Source organism: Haloarcula sp. CBA1131, assembly GCF_008728975.1.
GTDB classification, from domain to species: Archaea; Halobacteriota; Halobacteria; order Halobacteriales; family Haloarculaceae; genus Haloarcula; species Haloarcula hispanica.
In genome coordinates this window covers 1925568-1943411 of the sequence record NZ_RPCY01000001.1, presented here as the reverse complement: position 1 = coordinate 1943411, position 17844 = coordinate 1925568, and the positions used below count along the sequence as shown (strand labels likewise).

Annotated in this window: 15 protein-coding genes; 7 read left to right on the top strand and 8 right to left on the bottom strand. The window is 65.4% G+C overall.

What is annotated here, in order from left to right; all coding sequences use genetic code 11:
- Positions 1–49 precede the first annotated feature (49 nt).
- The 3 genes from Har1131_RS09870 (at position 50) to Har1131_RS09860 (ending at position 4462) form a co-directional block, all read left to right on the top strand.
- A complete protein-coding gene (locus Har1131_RS09870) occupies positions 50–1258 on the top strand; it encodes a MoxR family ATPase (protein WP_151146200.1) in 1209 nt (402 codons plus the stop codon).
- 51 nt (positions 1259–1309) lie between these two features.
- Positions 1310–1705 carry a DUF2237 family protein gene (locus Har1131_RS09865; protein WP_014040409.1) on the top strand — a complete coding sequence of 132 codons (396 nt, stop codon included), beginning with the start codon at positions 1310–1312 and terminating at the stop codon, positions 1703–1705.
- A gap of 69 nt (positions 1706–1774) precedes the next feature.
- The gene (locus Har1131_RS09860; protein WP_151146197.1) at positions 1775–4462 is read left to right on the top strand and encodes an AAA domain-containing protein; all 2688 of its coding nucleotides are present in this window, start codon (positions 1775–1777) and stop codon (positions 4460–4462) included.
- Here Har1131_RS09860 and Har1131_RS09855 read toward each other — a convergent pair whose 3' ends face one another.
- Positions 4463–6148, bottom strand: a complete 1686-nt coding sequence (locus Har1131_RS09855; protein WP_151146193.1) for a PH domain-containing protein — start codon at positions 6146–6148, stop codon at positions 4463–4465. It abuts the gene before it with no gap.
- A complete protein-coding gene (locus Har1131_RS09850) occupies positions 6145–6606 on the bottom strand; it encodes a PH domain-containing protein (RefSeq protein WP_004961231.1) in 462 nt (153 codons plus the stop codon). The genes Har1131_RS09855 and Har1131_RS09850 overlap by 4 nt, the downstream gene beginning before the upstream one ends.
- A 149-nt stretch (positions 6607–6755) precedes the next feature.
- Here Har1131_RS09850 and Har1131_RS09845 point away from each other — a divergent pair, with 149 nt between their 5' ends.
- On the top strand, positions 6756–7082 hold the full coding sequence (locus Har1131_RS09845) for a hypothetical protein (RefSeq protein WP_014040412.1): 327 nt from the start codon (positions 6756–6758) through the stop codon (positions 7080–7082).
- Positions 7083–7145: 63 nt separating this feature from the next.
- Here the strand turns inward: Har1131_RS09845 and Har1131_RS09840 are convergent, their stop codons facing one another.
- Positions 7146–9896, bottom strand: coding sequence for an ATP-dependent helicase (locus Har1131_RS09840; protein WP_151146189.1), 2751 nt, complete (start codon positions 9894–9896; stop codon positions 7146–7148).
- A gap of 97 nt (positions 9897–9993) precedes the next feature.
- Here Har1131_RS09840 and Har1131_RS09835 point away from each other — a divergent pair, with 97 nt between their 5' ends.
- Positions 9994–10866: a dihydrodipicolinate synthase family protein gene (locus Har1131_RS09835; RefSeq protein ID WP_151146186.1), complete on the top strand. Its 873-nt coding sequence runs from the start codon at positions 9994–9996 to the stop codon at positions 10864–10866.
- 148 nt (positions 10867–11014) lie between these two features.
- Positions 11015–11839 (top strand): winged helix-turn-helix domain-containing protein, encoded by an 825-nt coding sequence (locus Har1131_RS09830; RefSeq protein WP_050038099.1) that lies wholly within the window; start codon positions 11015–11017, stop codon positions 11837–11839.
- A gap of 23 nt (positions 11840–11862) precedes the next feature.
- Here the strand turns inward: Har1131_RS09830 and Har1131_RS09825 are convergent, their stop codons facing one another.
- Positions 11863–12477, bottom strand: a complete 615-nt coding sequence (locus Har1131_RS09825) for a class I SAM-dependent methyltransferase (RefSeq protein ID WP_050038100.1) — start codon at positions 12475–12477, stop codon at positions 11863–11865.
- A gap of 273 nt (positions 12478–12750) precedes the next feature.
- On the opposite strand from Har1131_RS09825, the gene Har1131_RS09820 reads away from it, so the two are divergent.
- A complete protein-coding gene (locus Har1131_RS09820; protein ID WP_023843268.1) occupies positions 12751–13509 on the top strand; it encodes an MBL fold metallo-hydrolase in 759 nt (252 codons plus the stop codon).
- Here Har1131_RS09820 and Har1131_RS09815 read toward each other — a convergent pair.
- The 4 genes from Har1131_RS09815 to Har1131_RS09800 form a co-directional block, all read right to left on the bottom strand.
- On the bottom strand, positions 13506–14663 hold the full coding sequence (locus tag Har1131_RS09815; protein WP_050038298.1) for an ATP-binding protein: 1158 nt from the start codon (positions 14661–14663) through the stop codon (positions 13506–13508). The two genes, Har1131_RS09820 and Har1131_RS09815, sit on opposite strands and share 4 nt — an antisense overlap.
- A gap of 119 nt (positions 14664–14782) precedes the next feature.
- Positions 14783–15850: an mRNA surveillance protein pelota gene (locus Har1131_RS09810; RefSeq protein ID WP_151146182.1), complete on the bottom strand. Its 1068-nt coding sequence runs from the start codon at positions 15848–15850 to the stop codon at positions 14783–14785.
- A 76-nt stretch (positions 15851–15926) separates the two neighbouring features.
- Positions 15927–16625, bottom strand: coding sequence for a DUF4013 domain-containing protein (locus Har1131_RS09805; RefSeq protein ID WP_064288092.1), 699 nt, complete (start codon positions 16623–16625; stop codon positions 15927–15929).
- 149 nt (positions 16626–16774) lie between these two features.
- A complete protein-coding gene (locus tag Har1131_RS09800; protein ID WP_151146174.1) occupies positions 16775–17806 on the bottom strand; it encodes an AIR synthase family protein in 1032 nt (343 codons plus the stop codon).
- Positions 17807–17844 lie beyond the last annotated feature (38 nt).

Genomic DNA, 17844 nt, shown 5'->3' with positions numbered 1-17844 from the left:
CGAGGGCTAATGGTACACATTGATACTTCCCCAGTGTAACGCATGGGGCATGGCCGGGTTAACGGGGGATTTGAGCGTCGAGGCTGCGTCAAACCACTGCCTCGACATTGTGGAGCGAGTTGAGGAGGCTGTCGTCGTCGAACGCCGGGTGCTGTTCGAGACACTGGCTGGCGTCATCGCCAGAGGCCACGTTCTGGTTGAGGACGTGCCGGGAACGGGGAAAACAGTTCTGGCGCGGGTGTTGGCGGAGTCACTTGGACTCGAATTCAACCGGGTACAGTTCACGCCGGACCTGCTGCCGGCGGACGTGACCGGGTCGAACGTGTACAACGAACACGAGCGGGAGTTCGAGTTCGCACAGGGGCCGGTGTTCTCGAACGTCGTGCTCGCGGACGAGATCAACCGCGCGCCGCCGAAGACCCAATCTGCGCTGCTGGAATCAATGGAAGAGCGGCAGGTCAGTGTCGACGGGACGACGCATCCGCTCCCGACGCCGTTCGTCGTTATCGCGACCCAGAACCCCGTCGAGCAGGAAGGGACCTTCCAGCTTCCCGAGGCCCAGCGGGACCGCTTCAGCGTGAAGACGTCGATGAACTATCCCGATGTCGAGGGAGAAATGGGGCTGCTCGACCGGCGGGCCAACCGACGAACAATCGCACCGTCGGTCGATCCGGTAGTGGACCCAGAGACGGTACGTGCCCTGCAGGAGTGTGCGGAAGACATCCGCGTCGACACCAAGGTTCGTCGCTACATCGTCGATCTGGCGCGGGCGACACGCGAAGACGACCGGACAGAAATCGGCGTCTCGCCGCGGGGCGTCCAGCGGGTCTTCGAGGCAGTCCGAGCCAGTGCAGTCATCGCCGGCCGGCGGTATTCCACCCCGGACGACGTGAAGCGGCTGGCGAACGCGACGATGAGTCACCGACTGGTCCTGACGACGGAGGCGACTATCGAAGGGACGGAGAAGGCCGACGTGATTCAGGCCGCTCTGGACGCCGTCGACGTGCCCGCAGTCTCACCGAATGCGCCGGATACGGACGACACGCCCAAACAGACGACAACAGGCGGGTCCGAACGCGCTGACTCACCATCGGAGGCGACACCAGACGGCGATTCTCGCGGGCAGCGCCCCGAACGGAGTGCTGGTGAAGCAGCTGAGAACGAAGCTACGCAACTGGACGGAGATGACGGTCAGCCCACCGACTCGTCAGGTGACAGTCGGGGCCGGAGTGATGATGACAGCGGACACGGACAGTGAGCGCAGGCGGGTAGCCGAACGGCTTTACTCCACGGAACAGCCAGACGTGGTATGGAAAGCGAACGCAACGTCCTCGGCGGGGAGCTGGCCCCCTGCTCGATGGACCCGGAGACCGGATTCATGCGCGACGGCTACTGCTACCCGCTCCAGCGCGACCCGGGTCGGCACGAAATCTGTGCCGTGATGACGGCCGAGTTTCTAGAGTACAGCAAGGCCCAGGGCAACGACCTCGTGACGCCGCGGCCGGAGCTGAATTTTCCGGGTCTCGACCCCGGTGACAACTGGTGTGTCTGCGTCCCGCGCTGGATAGAGGCCCACGAGGCCGGGCGCGCACCGCCGGTGAACCTCGACGCGACGAGCGAGGACGTGCTCGAAGACGTGTCGCTGGAGACGCTGCAGGAGTTCGCTGCCGATGGTGACTCGAATGCTGATGCGACGACTGAATGAGCCGCGGCGCGAACGACTTTTGAGGGGGCGTCCCGTCGCTTGGGTCGTGCAACAGGGGAGGGCCAAACGATGAGCGTCGACCGCGTTCGTGGCGTCGTCGTCGACATCGAGGAGCCGAAGACGGTGAACACCCAGTACGGCGAGAGCGACCTCTGTGAGGTGACTATCCGGCCGGACCGCGGGGCCGGCGAGCCGACGACGGTGACGCTCTGGGGGAAGTGGACCGAGAACGCCGCCGTCATCGAGACGGGGATGGAGGTCGCCGTCTACAACCCCGACGAGCGGGAGTATCAGGGCGAGCAGCAGTACTCCGTCGGCGGCGACGCCACCCTCGTCGTCCAGCCTGATTTTCTCGTCGACGTGACCGACATCCGGGCGTGGGTACAGTGCCCGCGGATGTACTACCTCCGGAAACTCGACGGCGCAGAGCACGCCTACCCGCTGGTGAAAGGGACCGTCGTCCACGAGGTCTTTGGCGACTTACTTCGGGGCCGGGACCTCGATACCGCTATCGAGGAACAGGTCGACGCCGCCGGCCTCGACATCGGACTGCTCGGCCGGGAGGCCGACGAGGTGGCCGGGGACGTGCGCGACCACGCGTCGGCCATCCAGGGGTGGCTCCAGCAGGGGACGCTTACTGAAACTGATGAGTGGCGCTCCGAGATGACGCTCATCTCCGAGCGGTTCGGGATGAAAGGGCGGGCCGACGCCGTCCGGCGGGGGATGCCCGTCGAACTCAAGACCGGCAAGAACACCAAGCGGGAGCCCCGCTTCCAGGACAAGATTCAGGCGACAGCGTACGCGCTGATGCTGGGCGAACGCGCTGCCGGCGCGGGCAGCGCCGTCGACGCCGCGCCGGACACAGGCACGCTTCTCTACACGAAAAACGCCGCCGTCGACCGCAACGAGGAGAGCGGCGACCTCTCGCCGGCCAAGGAGTTCTCTATCGGGAGCGGCCTGCTGAACTACGTCGTCCGGACCCGCAACGCGATTGCGGCGATGGAGTACGATTCGGGCGTGCCGACGGGCTACGAGGCAAACGCGAAGTGCGAGTACTGCTTCGAGCAGGACACCTGCATGGCCGTCTCCGGCCGTCTCGATCAGGAATCCAAGGCCGGCACGGTCGGCCGAGCGGTCCCGGAGGAGGAACTGGAGTACTTCGAGGAGTTCTACACGGCAGTCGAGGCCGAGCGCCGTGCTGTCCACCGGGAGTACGCGAAGCTCTGGGAGCAGACGCCCGAAGAGCGGGCCGACAACGACCGGGCGCTCATCGGTCTCGAACCGACCGGCCGCCGGGAACTCGACGGCGGCCGCTGGGAACTCCGCGCGACAGGGACCGGTGCCGTCTCGAAGATCCGCGAAGGCAATCTCGTGCTCGCCAGCGACGGCGACCCGGTGACCGGCAACGCCGAACTGGCCCGCGTGGAACGTCTCGGCGAAGAAATCGTCGTCACGGCCGACGAGCCGCTGGACCTCCGCCGACTGGACGTGTATCCCTCCGAACTGACGACCGACCGGCTCCAGAACGCGCTCCACGACGCCGTGCTCCTCCAGTCGCCCGAGCAGAAAGACGTGCTGTTCGGGCGGCGCGAGCCGGAGTTCAATCCGGTCGAGGAGACGTTCATCGACAACAACGACGCGCAGAACGAGGCCGTCCAGCTAGCCGTCGGCGCGGCGGACTTCGCGCTCGTCCACGGCCCGCCTGGCACGGGCAAAACGTACACGCTGGCGCGGATGGTTCGGGCCCTCGTTGCTCGCGGTGACCGAGTGCTGCTCTCGGCGTTCACCAACCGCGCCGTCGACAATCTGCTGGAGGCGCTGGAAGAACAGGGCTACACCGATATCGTCCGAGTCGGCACGGAGAGCGGCGTCCGCGATGACATGCAGAAATACCGACTGGAGACCAGCGGCGACCCCGGCGAATGTGCGAGTCGGCTCCAGGGCGCGCAGGTCGTCGCGGCGACGACGGCCACCTGCGGCGGGAGCACGCTCCAGACCCAGGAGTTCGACGTCGCGGTCGTCGACGAGGCCGGCCAGCTGACCGAACCGGGGACGCTCGCGGCGACGACGCTCGCCGACCGATTCGTGCTCGTCGGCGACCACCAGCAGCTCCCGCCGGTGGTCCAGTCCGAGGACGAGACGCTGACGACATCGCTGTTCGAGCGGCTCATCGACGCCCACCCGGACGCTGGCGTGATGCTCGACCGCCAGTACCGGATGGCCCAGCACATCCAGGCCTTCGCCTCGCGGGAGTTCTACGACGGTCAGTTGCGGCCGGCGACCGGCGAGGTGGCCGCCCAGCGACTCGACGACCTCGACGGCGTCTCGACGGCAAGTTTGCCCGAGTGGCTCCGGGACCGCGTGGCCTTCGTCGACCCGGACGGAAGCCAGGTCGGCAACACCAACCCCGACGAGGCCGACCGGATCGCCGACATCGTCGCGTCGTATCGGTCCGCGGGGGTTCCGGCCGACGACATCGGTGTCATCGCGCCGTACCGCGCCCAGGTCGCGGAGATTTCGAAACGGCTCCCGGACGTGACCGTCGACACGGTCGACCGGTTCCAGGGGTCGAGCAAGGAGGTCATCGTCATCTCTTTCGTCGCCACCGGGACGCTCGACAGCCCCATCTTCGAGGATTACCGGCGCATCAACGTCGCGCTCACGCGAGCGAAGAAGGCGCTCGTCCTCGTCGGCGACGGCGACGCACTGGCGACCGACGAGGTGTACGGCCGAATGGTCGAGTGGGCGCGGGGCTGACTACGCGTCCGCGTCGCTAGCCCTGTCGCCCGTCCGCAGCCCTGCGACGTGTGCGGTGAGGCGCTCCCGAAGCGTGTCTCTGAGTTCTTTTGCGATGTCCTCGTCGATGTCGTACACCCGGGCGATACCACCGAGAAGGCTCGACGAACTCGCCGTGTCGGCCCCCACAGTCGCCAGGTCGCGACGGCGCTGGAACGGGGACCGCGTGACGAACACCGTCTGAAGCCGGTAGTACGGGACGATTCGCGTCGTCCGCCGCCAGAACCCGCTCCGGGTCGCCAGCACGGACTCGTCTAGGTCGTACCCACGGTGTCGCCAGCGAAGGTGGGCTGCCGGCACAACTGTGAGGAAGAGGAGGGCGGCGACCCACCAGTAGCCCGTCTCCAGCACCAGCGAGTCCACGGCGTAGGCGACTGCAGTGAGCCCGGCCGCGGCCAGTGAAAAGCGCGCGAGATACCGTCTGCGGGCGCGCTTCGGCGACCGGTCGAAGTCGAGGTCACCGAACGGCTCTATGTCACGGGCCAGTTCGTACACTTCTTCGCGGGGCGCGAGCGGGACGGCGACGCCCTGCGTGGACTGCTGGTTCCCGCCGCTGTAGCCGGCCGTCTCGACGGCCAGCGTCGCGTAGCCGAACCGCCGCATCAGGACGTTCTCTCGAATAGTGACCGTCTGGACCTTCTCCAGCGGGATGTTGCCGCTGTAGCGGCGCAACAGCCCCCGCTCGTACCGGAGGTCGCCGTCGGCCTGCGTGAGCTGGAAGCCGTAGTACTCGATGACGGTCAGCGCCACGCTGACGACCAGTGCGAGTAGGAGGAACTGGACGACGGAGAGTACGGCAAAGACGGCGAGCCGCGTGGTTTCCGGTGAGCCGGTCAGCCAGCGAACTACCGGCCCGCTCAGCGATGCGCCAGCAAGGGTCGCATTGAACCGCAGAACCGCCCAGACGACGTCCATCCCAAGCGGGAGTGACGCCAGCGTCAGGACCGGCGCGGCCGGCCGAACGGAGACGAGCGCGTACGTCAGGAGTTCGCGCTGGTCGAACGCGAACAGCAGCGATCCGTCCGGCTCGTCGCGTTCCGCCGTGTCCGATTCGGAAACCGGTTCCCCGAGGTCATTCCTCGACTGAGTGTCGCCAGCGTGTGTCGGTTTGGGGCCGGTCACGCCGGGCAGATCGGCGTGGGCCGACCGGCCAAGTGTCGCAGCTTCGGACACCGCGTCGGCGGTGGCTGTCTCTGCCTCGGCGGCCTGGTCCCGGTCGTGGGTCCGCACGTAGTTCCGCAGGCGTTTGACCTCGGCCTCGTCGACTGCGTCCAGCGTAGCCTCCGTCGCGCTGCCACCGGCCGTCTCGAAGCGGACGATTGCGAGTCCGAGCAGGCGGTTAAGGATGTTCTGCTCGACGTCTAAGTTCTGGACGCGGCCCAGCGGAATCTGGCGGGACTGCCTGGCGAAGACGCCGGATTCGACAGTAAGCGTGTCGCCGTCGAGTTCGTACTGAAAACGGAAATAGCGCGCCAGCGCGTAGCCGCTAAACGTCAGCGCGCCGAGCAGGCCGAGTAACGGAACCGCAAACGCTGGCAGTCCGAGCATTCCGGTTCCCAGTGACCCGCCAAAAAAGCCGAAGAAGCCGCCTTGCAGCGCTGCTCGGGTGACTCGCAGGACCGCACTTCGCGGGTGGAGCCGGTTCATACCGCGTCCGTGGCCTCGCTCTCGTTTGCGAGGTCACGGAGCTGCTCGCGCAGTTCAGTGGCTCGTTCGGGCCGCAGGCCTGGAATCGTGATGTCCGCGCCGCGGGTCCCAGCAGTGTAGACGACGACACTCGCCAGCCCGATAGCTCGCTCTACTGGGCCGCGCGTGGTGTCGACGTGCTGTACACGAACGTACGGGACCGACGTGTCGGTCCGGGTGACGACACCGCGAAGGAGAAAGAGCGCGTCGTCCTGTAGGTCAAAACGCCAAATCCGGTGGGCAGCGATGGCATGGGCAACACCCAGAAGCACCAGCACAACCCAGCCGCCGACGACCACCGTCTGTGGCAGTGAAACCGCGAACCGGTCGACAAGATACGCGATGACACCGAGCACCGACGCCTGGATAACTGTCGACAGAACCCACAGCAGTCTCACTCGCGGGTGAAGCGACTCCATGTCTCACCCGTGGGGCCGGCCGCGGATTAACGGTTTGGCTCAGGGGCGAAATTGGAAGAGTTCCGGTCCACACACGGACCAAACTATGGGCGGAATCGTCCGAGACTTCGAAAAATCTCCTTGTATAGCCCCGACGCCGGACAAAGCGTATGTCACGAAGCCGACGGACGTTTCTGACGACGCTCGCCGCTGCAAGTGTCACGCTCCCGCTCGCTGGCTGTGCCGGCGGCGACGAGCGATCCGGAGACGAGGGGACGGATACAATGAACGACGGGGCGACTGGTTCGATGGAGGATGAAGGGATGACTGACTCCATGACGGGCGGCGAAGCGAGCGGCTCGATGGAGCAGGTGAACGAAACGGAGTCGATGGGACCCGGCGCAATGACCGAGTCGATGACGGAGTCCACGGCTGGCGAGTCGATGGGTGACGACGTGACGAACGACACCATGGCCGAAAACGAGACGGCGTCGTGAGTCGCGCGGTGACGACCGCAACAGACTCCGCCGGCCTACACGCGCTCGTTGACCTGGTCGGCCTCAGTCGTCGGTCGCAACGGCGCTGTCTTCGGCGTCTCCATCTTCAATCTCGCTCAGCACCCGCTGGTGGAACTCCTGTAAGACGGCGGACTCGTCCTCGGCGAGGACCACGTCGCTGGCCATCAGCGTCGCGAGGCCGAAGGCGCGCGGTGACGGCGAGTCAACGCGAGTCCGGACCACGCCCACGTCGCCGTCCTGCATCGCACGCAGGACGGTTTCGATACCGTCGACGTTGAGTTTGTCCTCCAGAATCTCGCGGTAGGTCTCCTCGACGACGGCGAAGTCCCCGAGGTCCTCGGCGAACCCCAGCAGCATCTCCGAGGAGACCTGCTGTTCGCTCGCGGACTTCTCGTAGCCCTTGTAGCGTTTGAGTATCATCAGCGACCGCGTGGCGTTGATACGGAAGTACCGCTGGAGCAGGTCTGTCCCGTCGAGGCTAGCCCGAAGGTCCGCGCGGGCCGTGTCCGGGTCTAGGTCGCCCACGATTCGGGCGATATCGACTTTGCGGTTCAGCGGCATCGAGAGGGTAAAGCCGTTGTCGGCGACGGCGACCTGCACGTTCGCGCTGGCCGCCTGGGCGATGTGGTAGGCCAGCAGCCGCGAGAAGCCGTCGTTGAACCGTCGGCCGTAGTTCGAGTGGACGTGGTAGTGACGCTCGTACTCGTCGTGGTCCAGTGTCTCCTCGATGACGAGCCGGTCGGTCGTAGACACACTGTCCGAGCCGGCATAGGCTACCTGCTCGCGGAACATCCTCGCGATGGCCCGCACGCTGTTCTCGTCGATGGGGAACCCCCGGAGCCAGTTGCGGACCTCCGACATCCCGCCATCGGCCAGCCGGTCCAGTAGTTGGCCCTGGAAATCGAGTATCTCGCGGCCGAGGTCGTAGGAGAGGGGGAGCCGCTCGGAGAACCACGACGGGACCGTCGGGCGGGCGGCGGTCCGGTCGACGTACACCTTCGACCCGCGGCGGTAGCGGTACTCGAAGTTGTTCCCGCCCAGCACGAACACGTCGCCTTTCTCCAGCGTGTCCAGATACGACTCGTCCAGTTGGCCGACCCAGCTGTCGTCGCTCCGGGTGACCACGTCACACGTAAAGGAGTCCGGAATCGTCCCGATGTTGGTCATGTAGATGACCCGCGCGAGCCGACCCCGTTTGCCGATGAGGTGCTCACCCACGTCGTACTCCTCGTAGTGGTGCTCCCCGTCGGGCGCGTCGTTCGTGTCCCGCCAGATCTTGGCGTAGACGTTCTTGTCTTCCATCCCCGGGTAGTCGGCGGTCATGTACCGCATCAGCTGCTCCCAGTTCTCGTCGTCGTAGTCCCGGTACGGGTAGGCCCGACGGAGGACGTTCTTAAACGTCGCCTCGGGACGGACGTCGTTGATAGCCATGCCGTAGACGTGCTGCGTGGCCACGTCCTGTGCGTTCTCAGGGATGAACACGCGGTCGACGAAGCCCCGCTCGGCCTTTTCGAGCATCACCGCACACTCCACGAGTTCGTCGCGGTCCAGCGCGATGACGCGGCCCTCCACTGTTTCGCCCAACTGGTGGCCCGCGCGGCCGATACGCTGGAGCAACGCGGCCACGGATTTTGGCGAGCCGACCTGCACGACGAGGTCGATATGAGGCATGTCGATGCCCAGTTCCAGGCTCGTCGAGGTCGTCACCACGTCCAGCGTCCCGGCTTTCAGCGATTCCTCGATGTCCCGGCGCTTCTCCTTCGAGAGCGAGCCGTGGTGGCAGCCGGAGTTGGACTCATCGTAGTCGTCGAACTTCTCGCGGAGGTTGTGCAGGACCCGTTCGGCCCCCGAGCGCGTGTTCGTAAACACGAGCGTGTTGGTGTGGGACTGGACGTGGTCGTGGAGCTGGGTGTAGAACCGCTCGGTGACGATGTCCCGCGGCGTGTTGATGAGGTCGTCGGCCGGACAGGACAGCTCCATGTCGAAATCGCGGGCGAAGCGCGTGTCCACAATCTCGTAGTCCCGAGGGTCGCCGCCGGGTTCTGCGCGGCCGACCAGAAACTCCGCGACGGTGTCCAGCGGCTCGACGGTGGCCGAACAGCCGATTCGCGTGGGCGATTCCTCGACCATCTCCTCTAGCCGCTCCAGCGACACGGAGAGGTGGGTCCCGCGCTTGTTCTCGGCGAGGCTGTGGATCTCGTCGACGATGACGTACTCGATGGTTTCGAGCTTCTTCTTGAACTTCGGCGAGTTCAGCAGGATGGCCAGCGTCTCCGGCGTCGTATTGAGGATATGCGGCGTCGTTTCGAGCATCGCCTGGCGCTCGCTGTCGCTGGTGTCGCCGTGACGGATGGCGTGTCGGATTTCCACGTCTTCGCCGCGCTCCTCAAGCTTGGCCGTGATGCCGTCGAGGGGCTGTCCGAGGTTGCGGTGGATGTCGTTGGCCAGCGACTTCAGCGGCGAGACATAGAGGCAGTAGACGGAGTTCTCAAGCTCGTCTTCGCGGGCCTTCCCGAACAGTTCGTTGATGATACCGGTAAAGGATGCGAGGGTCTTGCCGCTCCCAGTGGGCGCACAGATGAGGGCGTTCTCGCGCTCGTGGATGAGCGGGATAGCCTCTTTCTGTGGCGGGGTGAAGAAGCCGCCGTTGCCGGGAACGAACTCGCCGAACTGCTCGACCCACCACTCCTGGACGACGGGCGCGAGGCGGGAAAGCACCTCGGCGTCGTCGATGTCGACCGCCTCCGGGTCGAAAGTCGGGTCCGTCGCTGCGAGACGCTCGCGTCCTCCCATTGTCGGCTCTTACCGACCAGTAGGACCGCCGCGGCAAGTGGGTTCCGCCCTATCGACGGGGAAAACGCCTAAGCGACCACCGTGTCTGGCCTGGGGCATGGCCGAATCCTTCGACGTACTGACGCCGCTGGTGACGCCGTTCGACGCCGACGGCGACCTCGATGTGGATGGCCTGAAATCACTGGTCCGGCACGTCGCCACGACCGGCGTCGACGGCATCGTCCCCTGCGGGACGACCGGCGAGTTCGAGACGCTCTCACCCGGGGAGTACCGGACCGTCGTCCGAACCACGACAGAGACAGTGCCCGAGGACTGCCGCGTCATCGTCGGGACAGCCGCCACCGACGTTGCGACCGTCCACGAGCGGATGGCGTTCGCCGCCGAGCAGGGCGCGGACAGCACACTGGTCGTGCCCTCGTACTACGGCGGGCGGGCCAGCGGGGCGGGCAACGAGGCGTTCTTCGACGCGGTTCTGGCCGACGCGCCGCTACCGGTCTACCTCTACAACATCCCCGGGGCCGTCGGACAGGAGCTATCCGTCGAGACGGTCGCCGCGCTCGCCCAGTCAGACGCCGTGGCGGGACTGAAGGACTCCTCGGGCGACCTCCCGTACGTCACCGCAGTCCTCAACCGGACGCCGGAGGCGTTCACCGTCTATCAGGGCCACGACGGCCTGTTCGTCCCGTCGCTCGTGCTGGGCGGCGACGGCGGCGTCAGCGCGCTCTCCCATCTATTGTACAGCGAGCTAGAACGAGCGGGCACCGCCGTCGCCAACGGCGACGTGGCGGAAGCCAGAACGGTCCAGCGGAAGATCCTCTCACCACTCTCAGAAGCGTGTGCCGAGTTCGGTTTCGCGCCCACCGTGAAGGCGTTGCTTGCCGACCGCGGCATCATCGACCACGCGACGGTGCGACCGCCCCGGGATTCACTCTCACCGGACGCAGTGGAGTTCGTGACCGAGCTGTTGTAGTGGCAATCAGAAGCGCTGTCCTGTATATCGAGCGTCCCGCTGTCGTAGATGGTTGTTGTTCGTCACCTCCGATAGCGCGCTCTGAGACTCAAATGGCCCTGTGAGGTTCCACGAGATTCATTACGCTGGGCGGCAGTGAACGCAATATATGTCGTTGCTGCCCTCCCGCGGTCCCGACACGAGCACCTCACAGGACGGGGAGCTACAGGTCGTCGGGGTCGACGAAGACGTCTCAGATGTCCTCGATGCCCTCTCCTCGGAAACGGCCAGAGAGATCCTCAACACCGTCTACGACGAGCCGGGAACACCCTCTGAACTTGCCGACCGGCTCGATATGTCGATACAGAAGGTCTCCTATCACCTGGAAAAGCTGGAAGACGAAGAGCTGATCACCGTCGCAGGGGTCCAGTACTCCGAAAAAGGCCAAGAGATGAAGGTGTACGAGCCCCCGGAGGACCCGCTGGTGTTGTTCGTCGGGACGCAGGAGCGCAAGCAGTCGCTCCGGTCGCTCGTTCGCCGGGTCCTGCCTGTCATCGGGGTTCTCACCGCGGCTAGCGTCATGCTGCAACTCCTGCTCGGGCAGTTCCCGATCCAGCTCGGGAGTTCCGGGGCCGGCGGCGACGCGGGAACCACCGGTGACGGTGCCCAGGGCGGGGACGCCGAGAGTCTCGAGGCGGCGAACGAAACGGCCGCGACGGCCGAACCCACGTCAGCCCCGACGGAGACAGACGACAGCGGGTTCCAGATAGCCGAGGCGACGGAGACGCCGGAAGCCACGCCGGCCCCGGAAAGCACTCCGGTGCCAGAAGCCGACACCCCGGTCGAAGCGATGACCGAGGAAGCGCGTAAACTGACGACCGACGCCGCGGCCAGTGGTGGCATCGACCTCGAACCCGGCGTGGCCTTCTTCCTCGGTGGGCTGCTGGTCCTGACGCTGTACGTCTCGTTCTGGGCGTACAAGAACTACCGCTGAGCCGGCTTAGCGGTCCAGTAGATTCAGTCCGAATCGATCCGTTCGGCGACCAGCACGCCAGCCTGCTCGGTGACCATCTCGACGGCCGTCAGCGCGTAGCCGGCGTCGGTGAAGGCGTCAGCCAGGACACCGACCGTCGCCGGGTCGTCGACTTCGGGGCTGTAAAACGGCGCATCGGGGTCGTCGTCGCCGAACAGCATCACGTCTCCGAGGACGATTCGTCGCGGCCCCAGATCGGCGATGGTGTCGATGGCGTCGCGCTTCTCGTCATCGCCGAGGTGATGCATCGCGAAGTTCGACGTGACGATGTCCACCGGGCCGTCGACGTTCGGAGCGCGGAAACGGCCATCGCCGAAGCTCACGTTCTCGACGCCTCGCTCGTCGGCTTTCTCCCGTGCTTTCTCCAGCATCCCGTCGCTGATGTCGCGGCCGATAACCTCGCCCGCGTCGGGCGCGAGTGCGAACGCAATCGCTCCGGTCCCCGTGCCGAGGTCGAGGACTACGTCGTCGCTTTCGGGGGCCGCGTGCTCGACAGCGAAGTCGACACAGGCGCGATACGCCGCCGAATCCTGGTCCTCGTCGTACGCGTCGGCGTGTTCGGAGAAGCGCTCGGCGTGTTCGTCGAGTGATTTCTTCATACTCGCTTCTCGTCGTGCTCGCACAAGTGTCTCCCGCTCCGTTTCGCGGTTTTGTCGCGGCTCGGGTTCACTTAAAACGCGTTTTGAGCCACAGGTGGGCTTTTGCTATCCCCGTCCAAAGCATGAACTGCGCCGTCGACGGGTGACCTGCCCCCGAGCCGCCCTGACCCCGTCCCCGCCGACGGCCACCGCCCTCACTCCGCTGACGCTCCCTGGTAGTCTCCCCGCCCCCACACGCCAACGCCTTTGTCCGTTCGCTCGCTGTCGTCCGGTATGCGTCTCACGTTTCTCGGCACCGGAAGCGCCATGCCCACCGGCTCTCGAATGCAGTCCGGCTATCTGCTGGAACGCGACGGAAAACGGCTGCTCGTCGACTGTGGCAGCGGCGTGTTGCACTCGCTGGCCCGAACAGACGCGGGCTACGAAGGCGTCGACACCGTGTTACTGACCCACCACCATCTAGACCACGTTTCCGACCTCGACGTGCTGATGAAGGCCCGCTGGCTGGCCGGCGAAACAGAGCTCACGATAGCGGGTCCGCCGGGCACGTCCGACCTGGTTCGGGACCTCCTCGAAACACACGACTACATGCAGGACCGACTGGACCTGACGCTCAGGGACCTCGATGGCGGACCGTTCGAACTGGCTGGGTTCAGCGGCGACACCTGCGAGACGCGCCACTCGATGCAGTGTTTCGCCTACCGACTCTCAGTCGATGACGGACCGGCGATAACGCTTGGCGCAGACTCAGAGGCGTTCACGGACCTCGTCGAGTTCGCCGAAGGGTCGGCAGTGCTCGTCCACGACTGCTCGTTCCCGGATGACGTGGACGTGTCGAACCACCCGACGCCGACGACGCTCGGAGCGACGCTCCGCGATGCCGACGCCGAGGTCGGGCGTGTGTATCTCACCCACTTGTATCCACACACGGAGGGACGACACGAGGAGATGCTGGAGTCGATAGCGGACAGCTACGACGGCGACGTGCAGTTCGCCGAAGACGGCCTGACGATAACCGTCGACAGGACCTAAACGCGTTCGAGCGTGACGCGGAACTCGGCTCCACCGGCGTCGCTTTCTGCCACGCTGACCCTGCCGCCGTAGGACTCGGTCAGCGCCCGAACGAACCCGAGGCCGAAGCCGGTCCCCGAACTCTTCTGCCCCTTCACACCCATTTCGAAAATATTCTCGCGCAGGTTTGGCGAGACACCCGCCCCATCGTCGGCGAAACAGACAGTGACCTCGTCAGGGGTGGCTTCCGCCGGAGCCACTCGCATGTGTACCTCGCCCTCGTTGTGGACCGCCGCGTTGGACATGATGTTCGTGAACACGGAGTCGAGCAGGTCGCCGCCGTACACCTGATACTCGAACGCTGACGGCTCGAAATCGACAGTCAGTGACCCGTAGTTGGCTCTGACATCCCGGACTGTGTCCCCGAGAACCGTCGCGAGGTCCTGTGGCTCCGGGTTGTCCTGCGATTCTAGCGTCGAGACGAGGTCGCCGACGCGCTGGATGAGGTCGGCGGCGCTCTCGGCCGCGCGCTGTATCTTGCCGGCGTACTCCTCGGTCTGGCCGTCGACCTGTCCCGCGACGACATCGGCGAACCCGGCGATGACCTGAAGGTCGTTGCCCAGGTCGTGGCGGAGAAGCCGGTCGTACATCTCGATCATCTCCTTTCGCCGTTCCAGGTCCCGGTGTGCCCGTTCTAGCCGTTCGCGGGAACGGATGTTGGAGATGGCCGTCGCGGCGTGGGTCGCGAGAATCTCCATTGGTCTGACGTACTCGTCCCCGAACTCCTCGACGGTTTGTGACCGTGTGACCAACACCGCTGTCACCTCGTCACCCATCCGGGCCGGGACAGCCAGCGCACCCGTCACGTCCGAGTCGGCCGTGACAGCGGCGTCAGCGCCCTGTTCGACGAGCGTCTCGCCGGCCTCCTGCGCCCGTCGAGCCAGGTCACTGGGTGGCTCGCCCTGCACGAGATTCGGGTTCGTGCTGTGGACGACCCGGAGGTCGTCGTCACGAACTTCGACGAACGTAGAGTAGGAGAACTCGAACAGCAGCGACATCGCTTCGAGCGTGAGGGAAACGACCTCGTCGACGGACTCACACCGATTGAGCGCCTGCCCGTACTTGTTCAGGTCGGCGACCTGTCTGGCAAAGTCCTGTTGTTCTTCGAACGACATATCACCCACTCCTCGCAGACATTGGAACTACGTAGCAATAGTGAGCGGGGCAAAAAACGGTTTCGGGAGACTCACCGGCGGAATGAAAGACGGCAGACACGTATCGTGGGTACGCGGTCTCAATCGAGTCGGTACCGAAGTAGCGCGGCGATGCCACCGAGGTTCGAGAGCTGCTGGCCGGGCGCGAACTCCGCGGAGAAGACGGTCACGTCGCCGCCTTTCTGCTCTGTCGTCTCGATGATCTGGTCGACGTCGATGTCCCAGTCGCCCTCGCCGGCCCGCTCCAGTCGGAGCCGCTCGTCGAGCACGAGCAGCGTCTCGATAGCGCCGTAGTCGGCCGCCTTGGCGACTTCCTCCGGGCCGTAGGCCCCCTCCGAACCCGACCCGATGCGCTCCATCAGTTCGTCGATGTAATCCGCCTCCTCGGCGATGCGGGTCTGCTGTTGCACGTCCTCGACAGCGCCGCGTTTGAGTACTTCGTGGACGCCTCGGTCGCCGACAGCAGACGTGTCTACGACGGTAATCTGCTCGGCGATATCGGGAATCTCGTCCTGAAAGTGGTCTAGCGCGTCCTGTTTGGTGAAGCCGGGACCCGCGAGGATGTAGGCGTCCACGTCCTGGCGTTTGAGGACTGACGCCAGTTCGTCGAACAGTTCCTTGCGCGGGCGGGCATACTCGCCCTTGCCAGTCGTCGAGGTGATGGTCGCCCGCTCCTCTGTGCCGTACTGGGCGACGGTGTGGACGTGGGCCTCACCCTCTTCGACGGTCGCGATCGCCACATCGGGGTTCTCCGTGGCTTCGACGGCCTCCTCCAGGCGGTCGGCCTGGTCCGGTTTGAGATGCTTTTCGATGGTGAGTTCGGTGTGTTCCTCGACGTTGAGCGTGTGGTGAAAACCCAGTTGGTCCTCCCGAGAGCAGTCGACGATTTCGCCGCCGACCCGGAGGCGGTTGGCGAACTTCGCGAACTCCACGTCGGTGACCTCGATCTGAATCCACATCGGCTCTCGCTCGCCGCCTTTGTCCCGGAGGTTGTCGTCGTTGCGCTGGATGCGACGGGTCGTGTCGCCGGAGACGAGGTCCCCCGGCTCGATGACGTACGAGAGATGCCAGAGGTCGTCCAGCGTCTCGGGGACCACCTCGATGCGCTCTGCCCCTTCGGCGGTGGTCTCCTGACTCTGTATTTGCATACTGAAGCGTCCGCTTCAGGGACACAAGTGTTCTGCCATTCGACGCGCTGGGACAGGAAAACCGTGACCGAACTAATCAGGCGACCGAGCCTGCAGCGGGCGTCGCGGGTTCAGAGGCGATTTCCGGCATCTCCCTGACAGCGGTCCCGATAGCGTAGGCCCCGGCCACGTAAGCGTAGAACACTACGAAGGGTGTCAGGACGGAACCCACGACGGTGGCGCTCAGGACGCTGACGACGACGCCGGCGAGGAGGCTGATACCGAACGCGACGACCCAGCCAGTAGCGTAGGTGCGGCTGAACAGGAGCGGGCGGAGGTCACTCGGCGAGAACGCCGCGGCGACGCTGTCGGTCCGAACGTAGGCGACGACGGCGGCCGGAACAATGTACACTGCGGCCAGGGAAATCGCGAGCATTCCGAGCGCGGCGACTGTGAGGAGCAATCCCGTGATTACGCCACTGAAGACGGTCTCGCTGGGTCCGAAGGTGGCAACAGTGAGAAACAGTGCTGTCCCTGTGATCACCGTCGGGACCAGCGAGTAAACGAATCCGATAGCGAACGCCTTCAGCCCGTCTATGCCCAGGTCGCCCCATTCGTCGAACTCCGGCGGCGTCGTCTCCCCGTTCATCACGGCCCGGAGTGACCGGACGACGTACCCGAACACGAAGAACAGCGGAACGACGAGGAAACTCAGGAACAGCAACGCACCCCCGATAGCGATGGTTTTCACTGCGCTGTCGCCGTCCTGCGGATACGATATGGCTTCTTTGAACATGATGACGCTCCGTGACAGTAGCCTGGCTGGCGTGGCCGCTGCCACGTCAGTCACGACGATGTGTCACATTGAATTATAATACGTCTTACAAGTACATATAGCAGTAGGTGTTACGTGCTGTCAGTTCGCGTCGGGAGAGTCTCCGTGTCTCACCGCTGGTCTGTGTCGCCCTCGGCAGCCGCCTGCAGGCGTCCAAAGGCCTCCCACGACGGGTCCGCCCCGGGGTGCGATTGTCGGGTGCCGTCGACGTAGAGCCCTGAACCGTTGGTCACTTCGCCGACGACGGCGGCTGGCGTCCCGCGGTCCCTGAGCGCGTCGACGACGCTATCAGCGTCTGCAGGGTTGACGGCAGCCAGAAGCGTCCCGCAACTACTGACGTGCCAGGGGTCGATGTCGAGCGCGTCACAGAGCGCGCCGACGCCGTCAGCAACCGGCATCGCCTCGCTATCCACGTCGAACCGGACGCCCGCACCGTCGGCCATTTCGATGAACGCACCGGTGATACCGCCCTCCGTCGCGTCGTGCATCGCCGTCACGTTGCCGGCGTTTGTCGCGGCCATCGCGTCCTCGACGAGCGCGGTGTCGGCCAGTCGCTCCTGTGCGATGGCGGTTCGGTCGGGCGACAGCCCGATCTGTTCCGGAAAGAGATTGGCGAACAGGCCAGTGACTTCGGCCCCGGGGCCGGTGCCGACGACCAGTTTGTCGCCCGCCCGAGCGCCGTCCGGCCGGACGATGTCGTCGTGGGACCCGACGCCGAGCACCGTCGCACCACCGACCCAGGAGTAGTCGACGCCGGCGTAGCGGGCGGTGTGGCCGGTGACGACGCTCACGCCGACTTCCTCGGCCCGCCCGGCAAAGCCGTGCCACATCGCCGCCAGTTCGTCGTCGCTCATCGCCGGTGGGAGGGTGAACGTTACGGAGAGATGCGACGGCGGGAGACCGGAAACGGCAACGTCGGCCAGGACCACGTCAAGCGCGAACCGACCGGCCCGCTCGAACCCCAAATCGGGGAGGACCGACAATGGGTCGGTGGCCGTGACGAGGGCGTCGCCGCCGACGTCGATGACGCCGAAATCGATACCGTGGGTCGGCCCCAGCGTCACGTCCTCTCGGTCCGCGCCCAGTTCCGGGTAGATGACGGTATCGAACAGTTCGCGGTCGATTTTTCCGAGATCACTCATGCAGGCAGTCACCTCCGGCTCGGTGTGCTCTCTGCTCC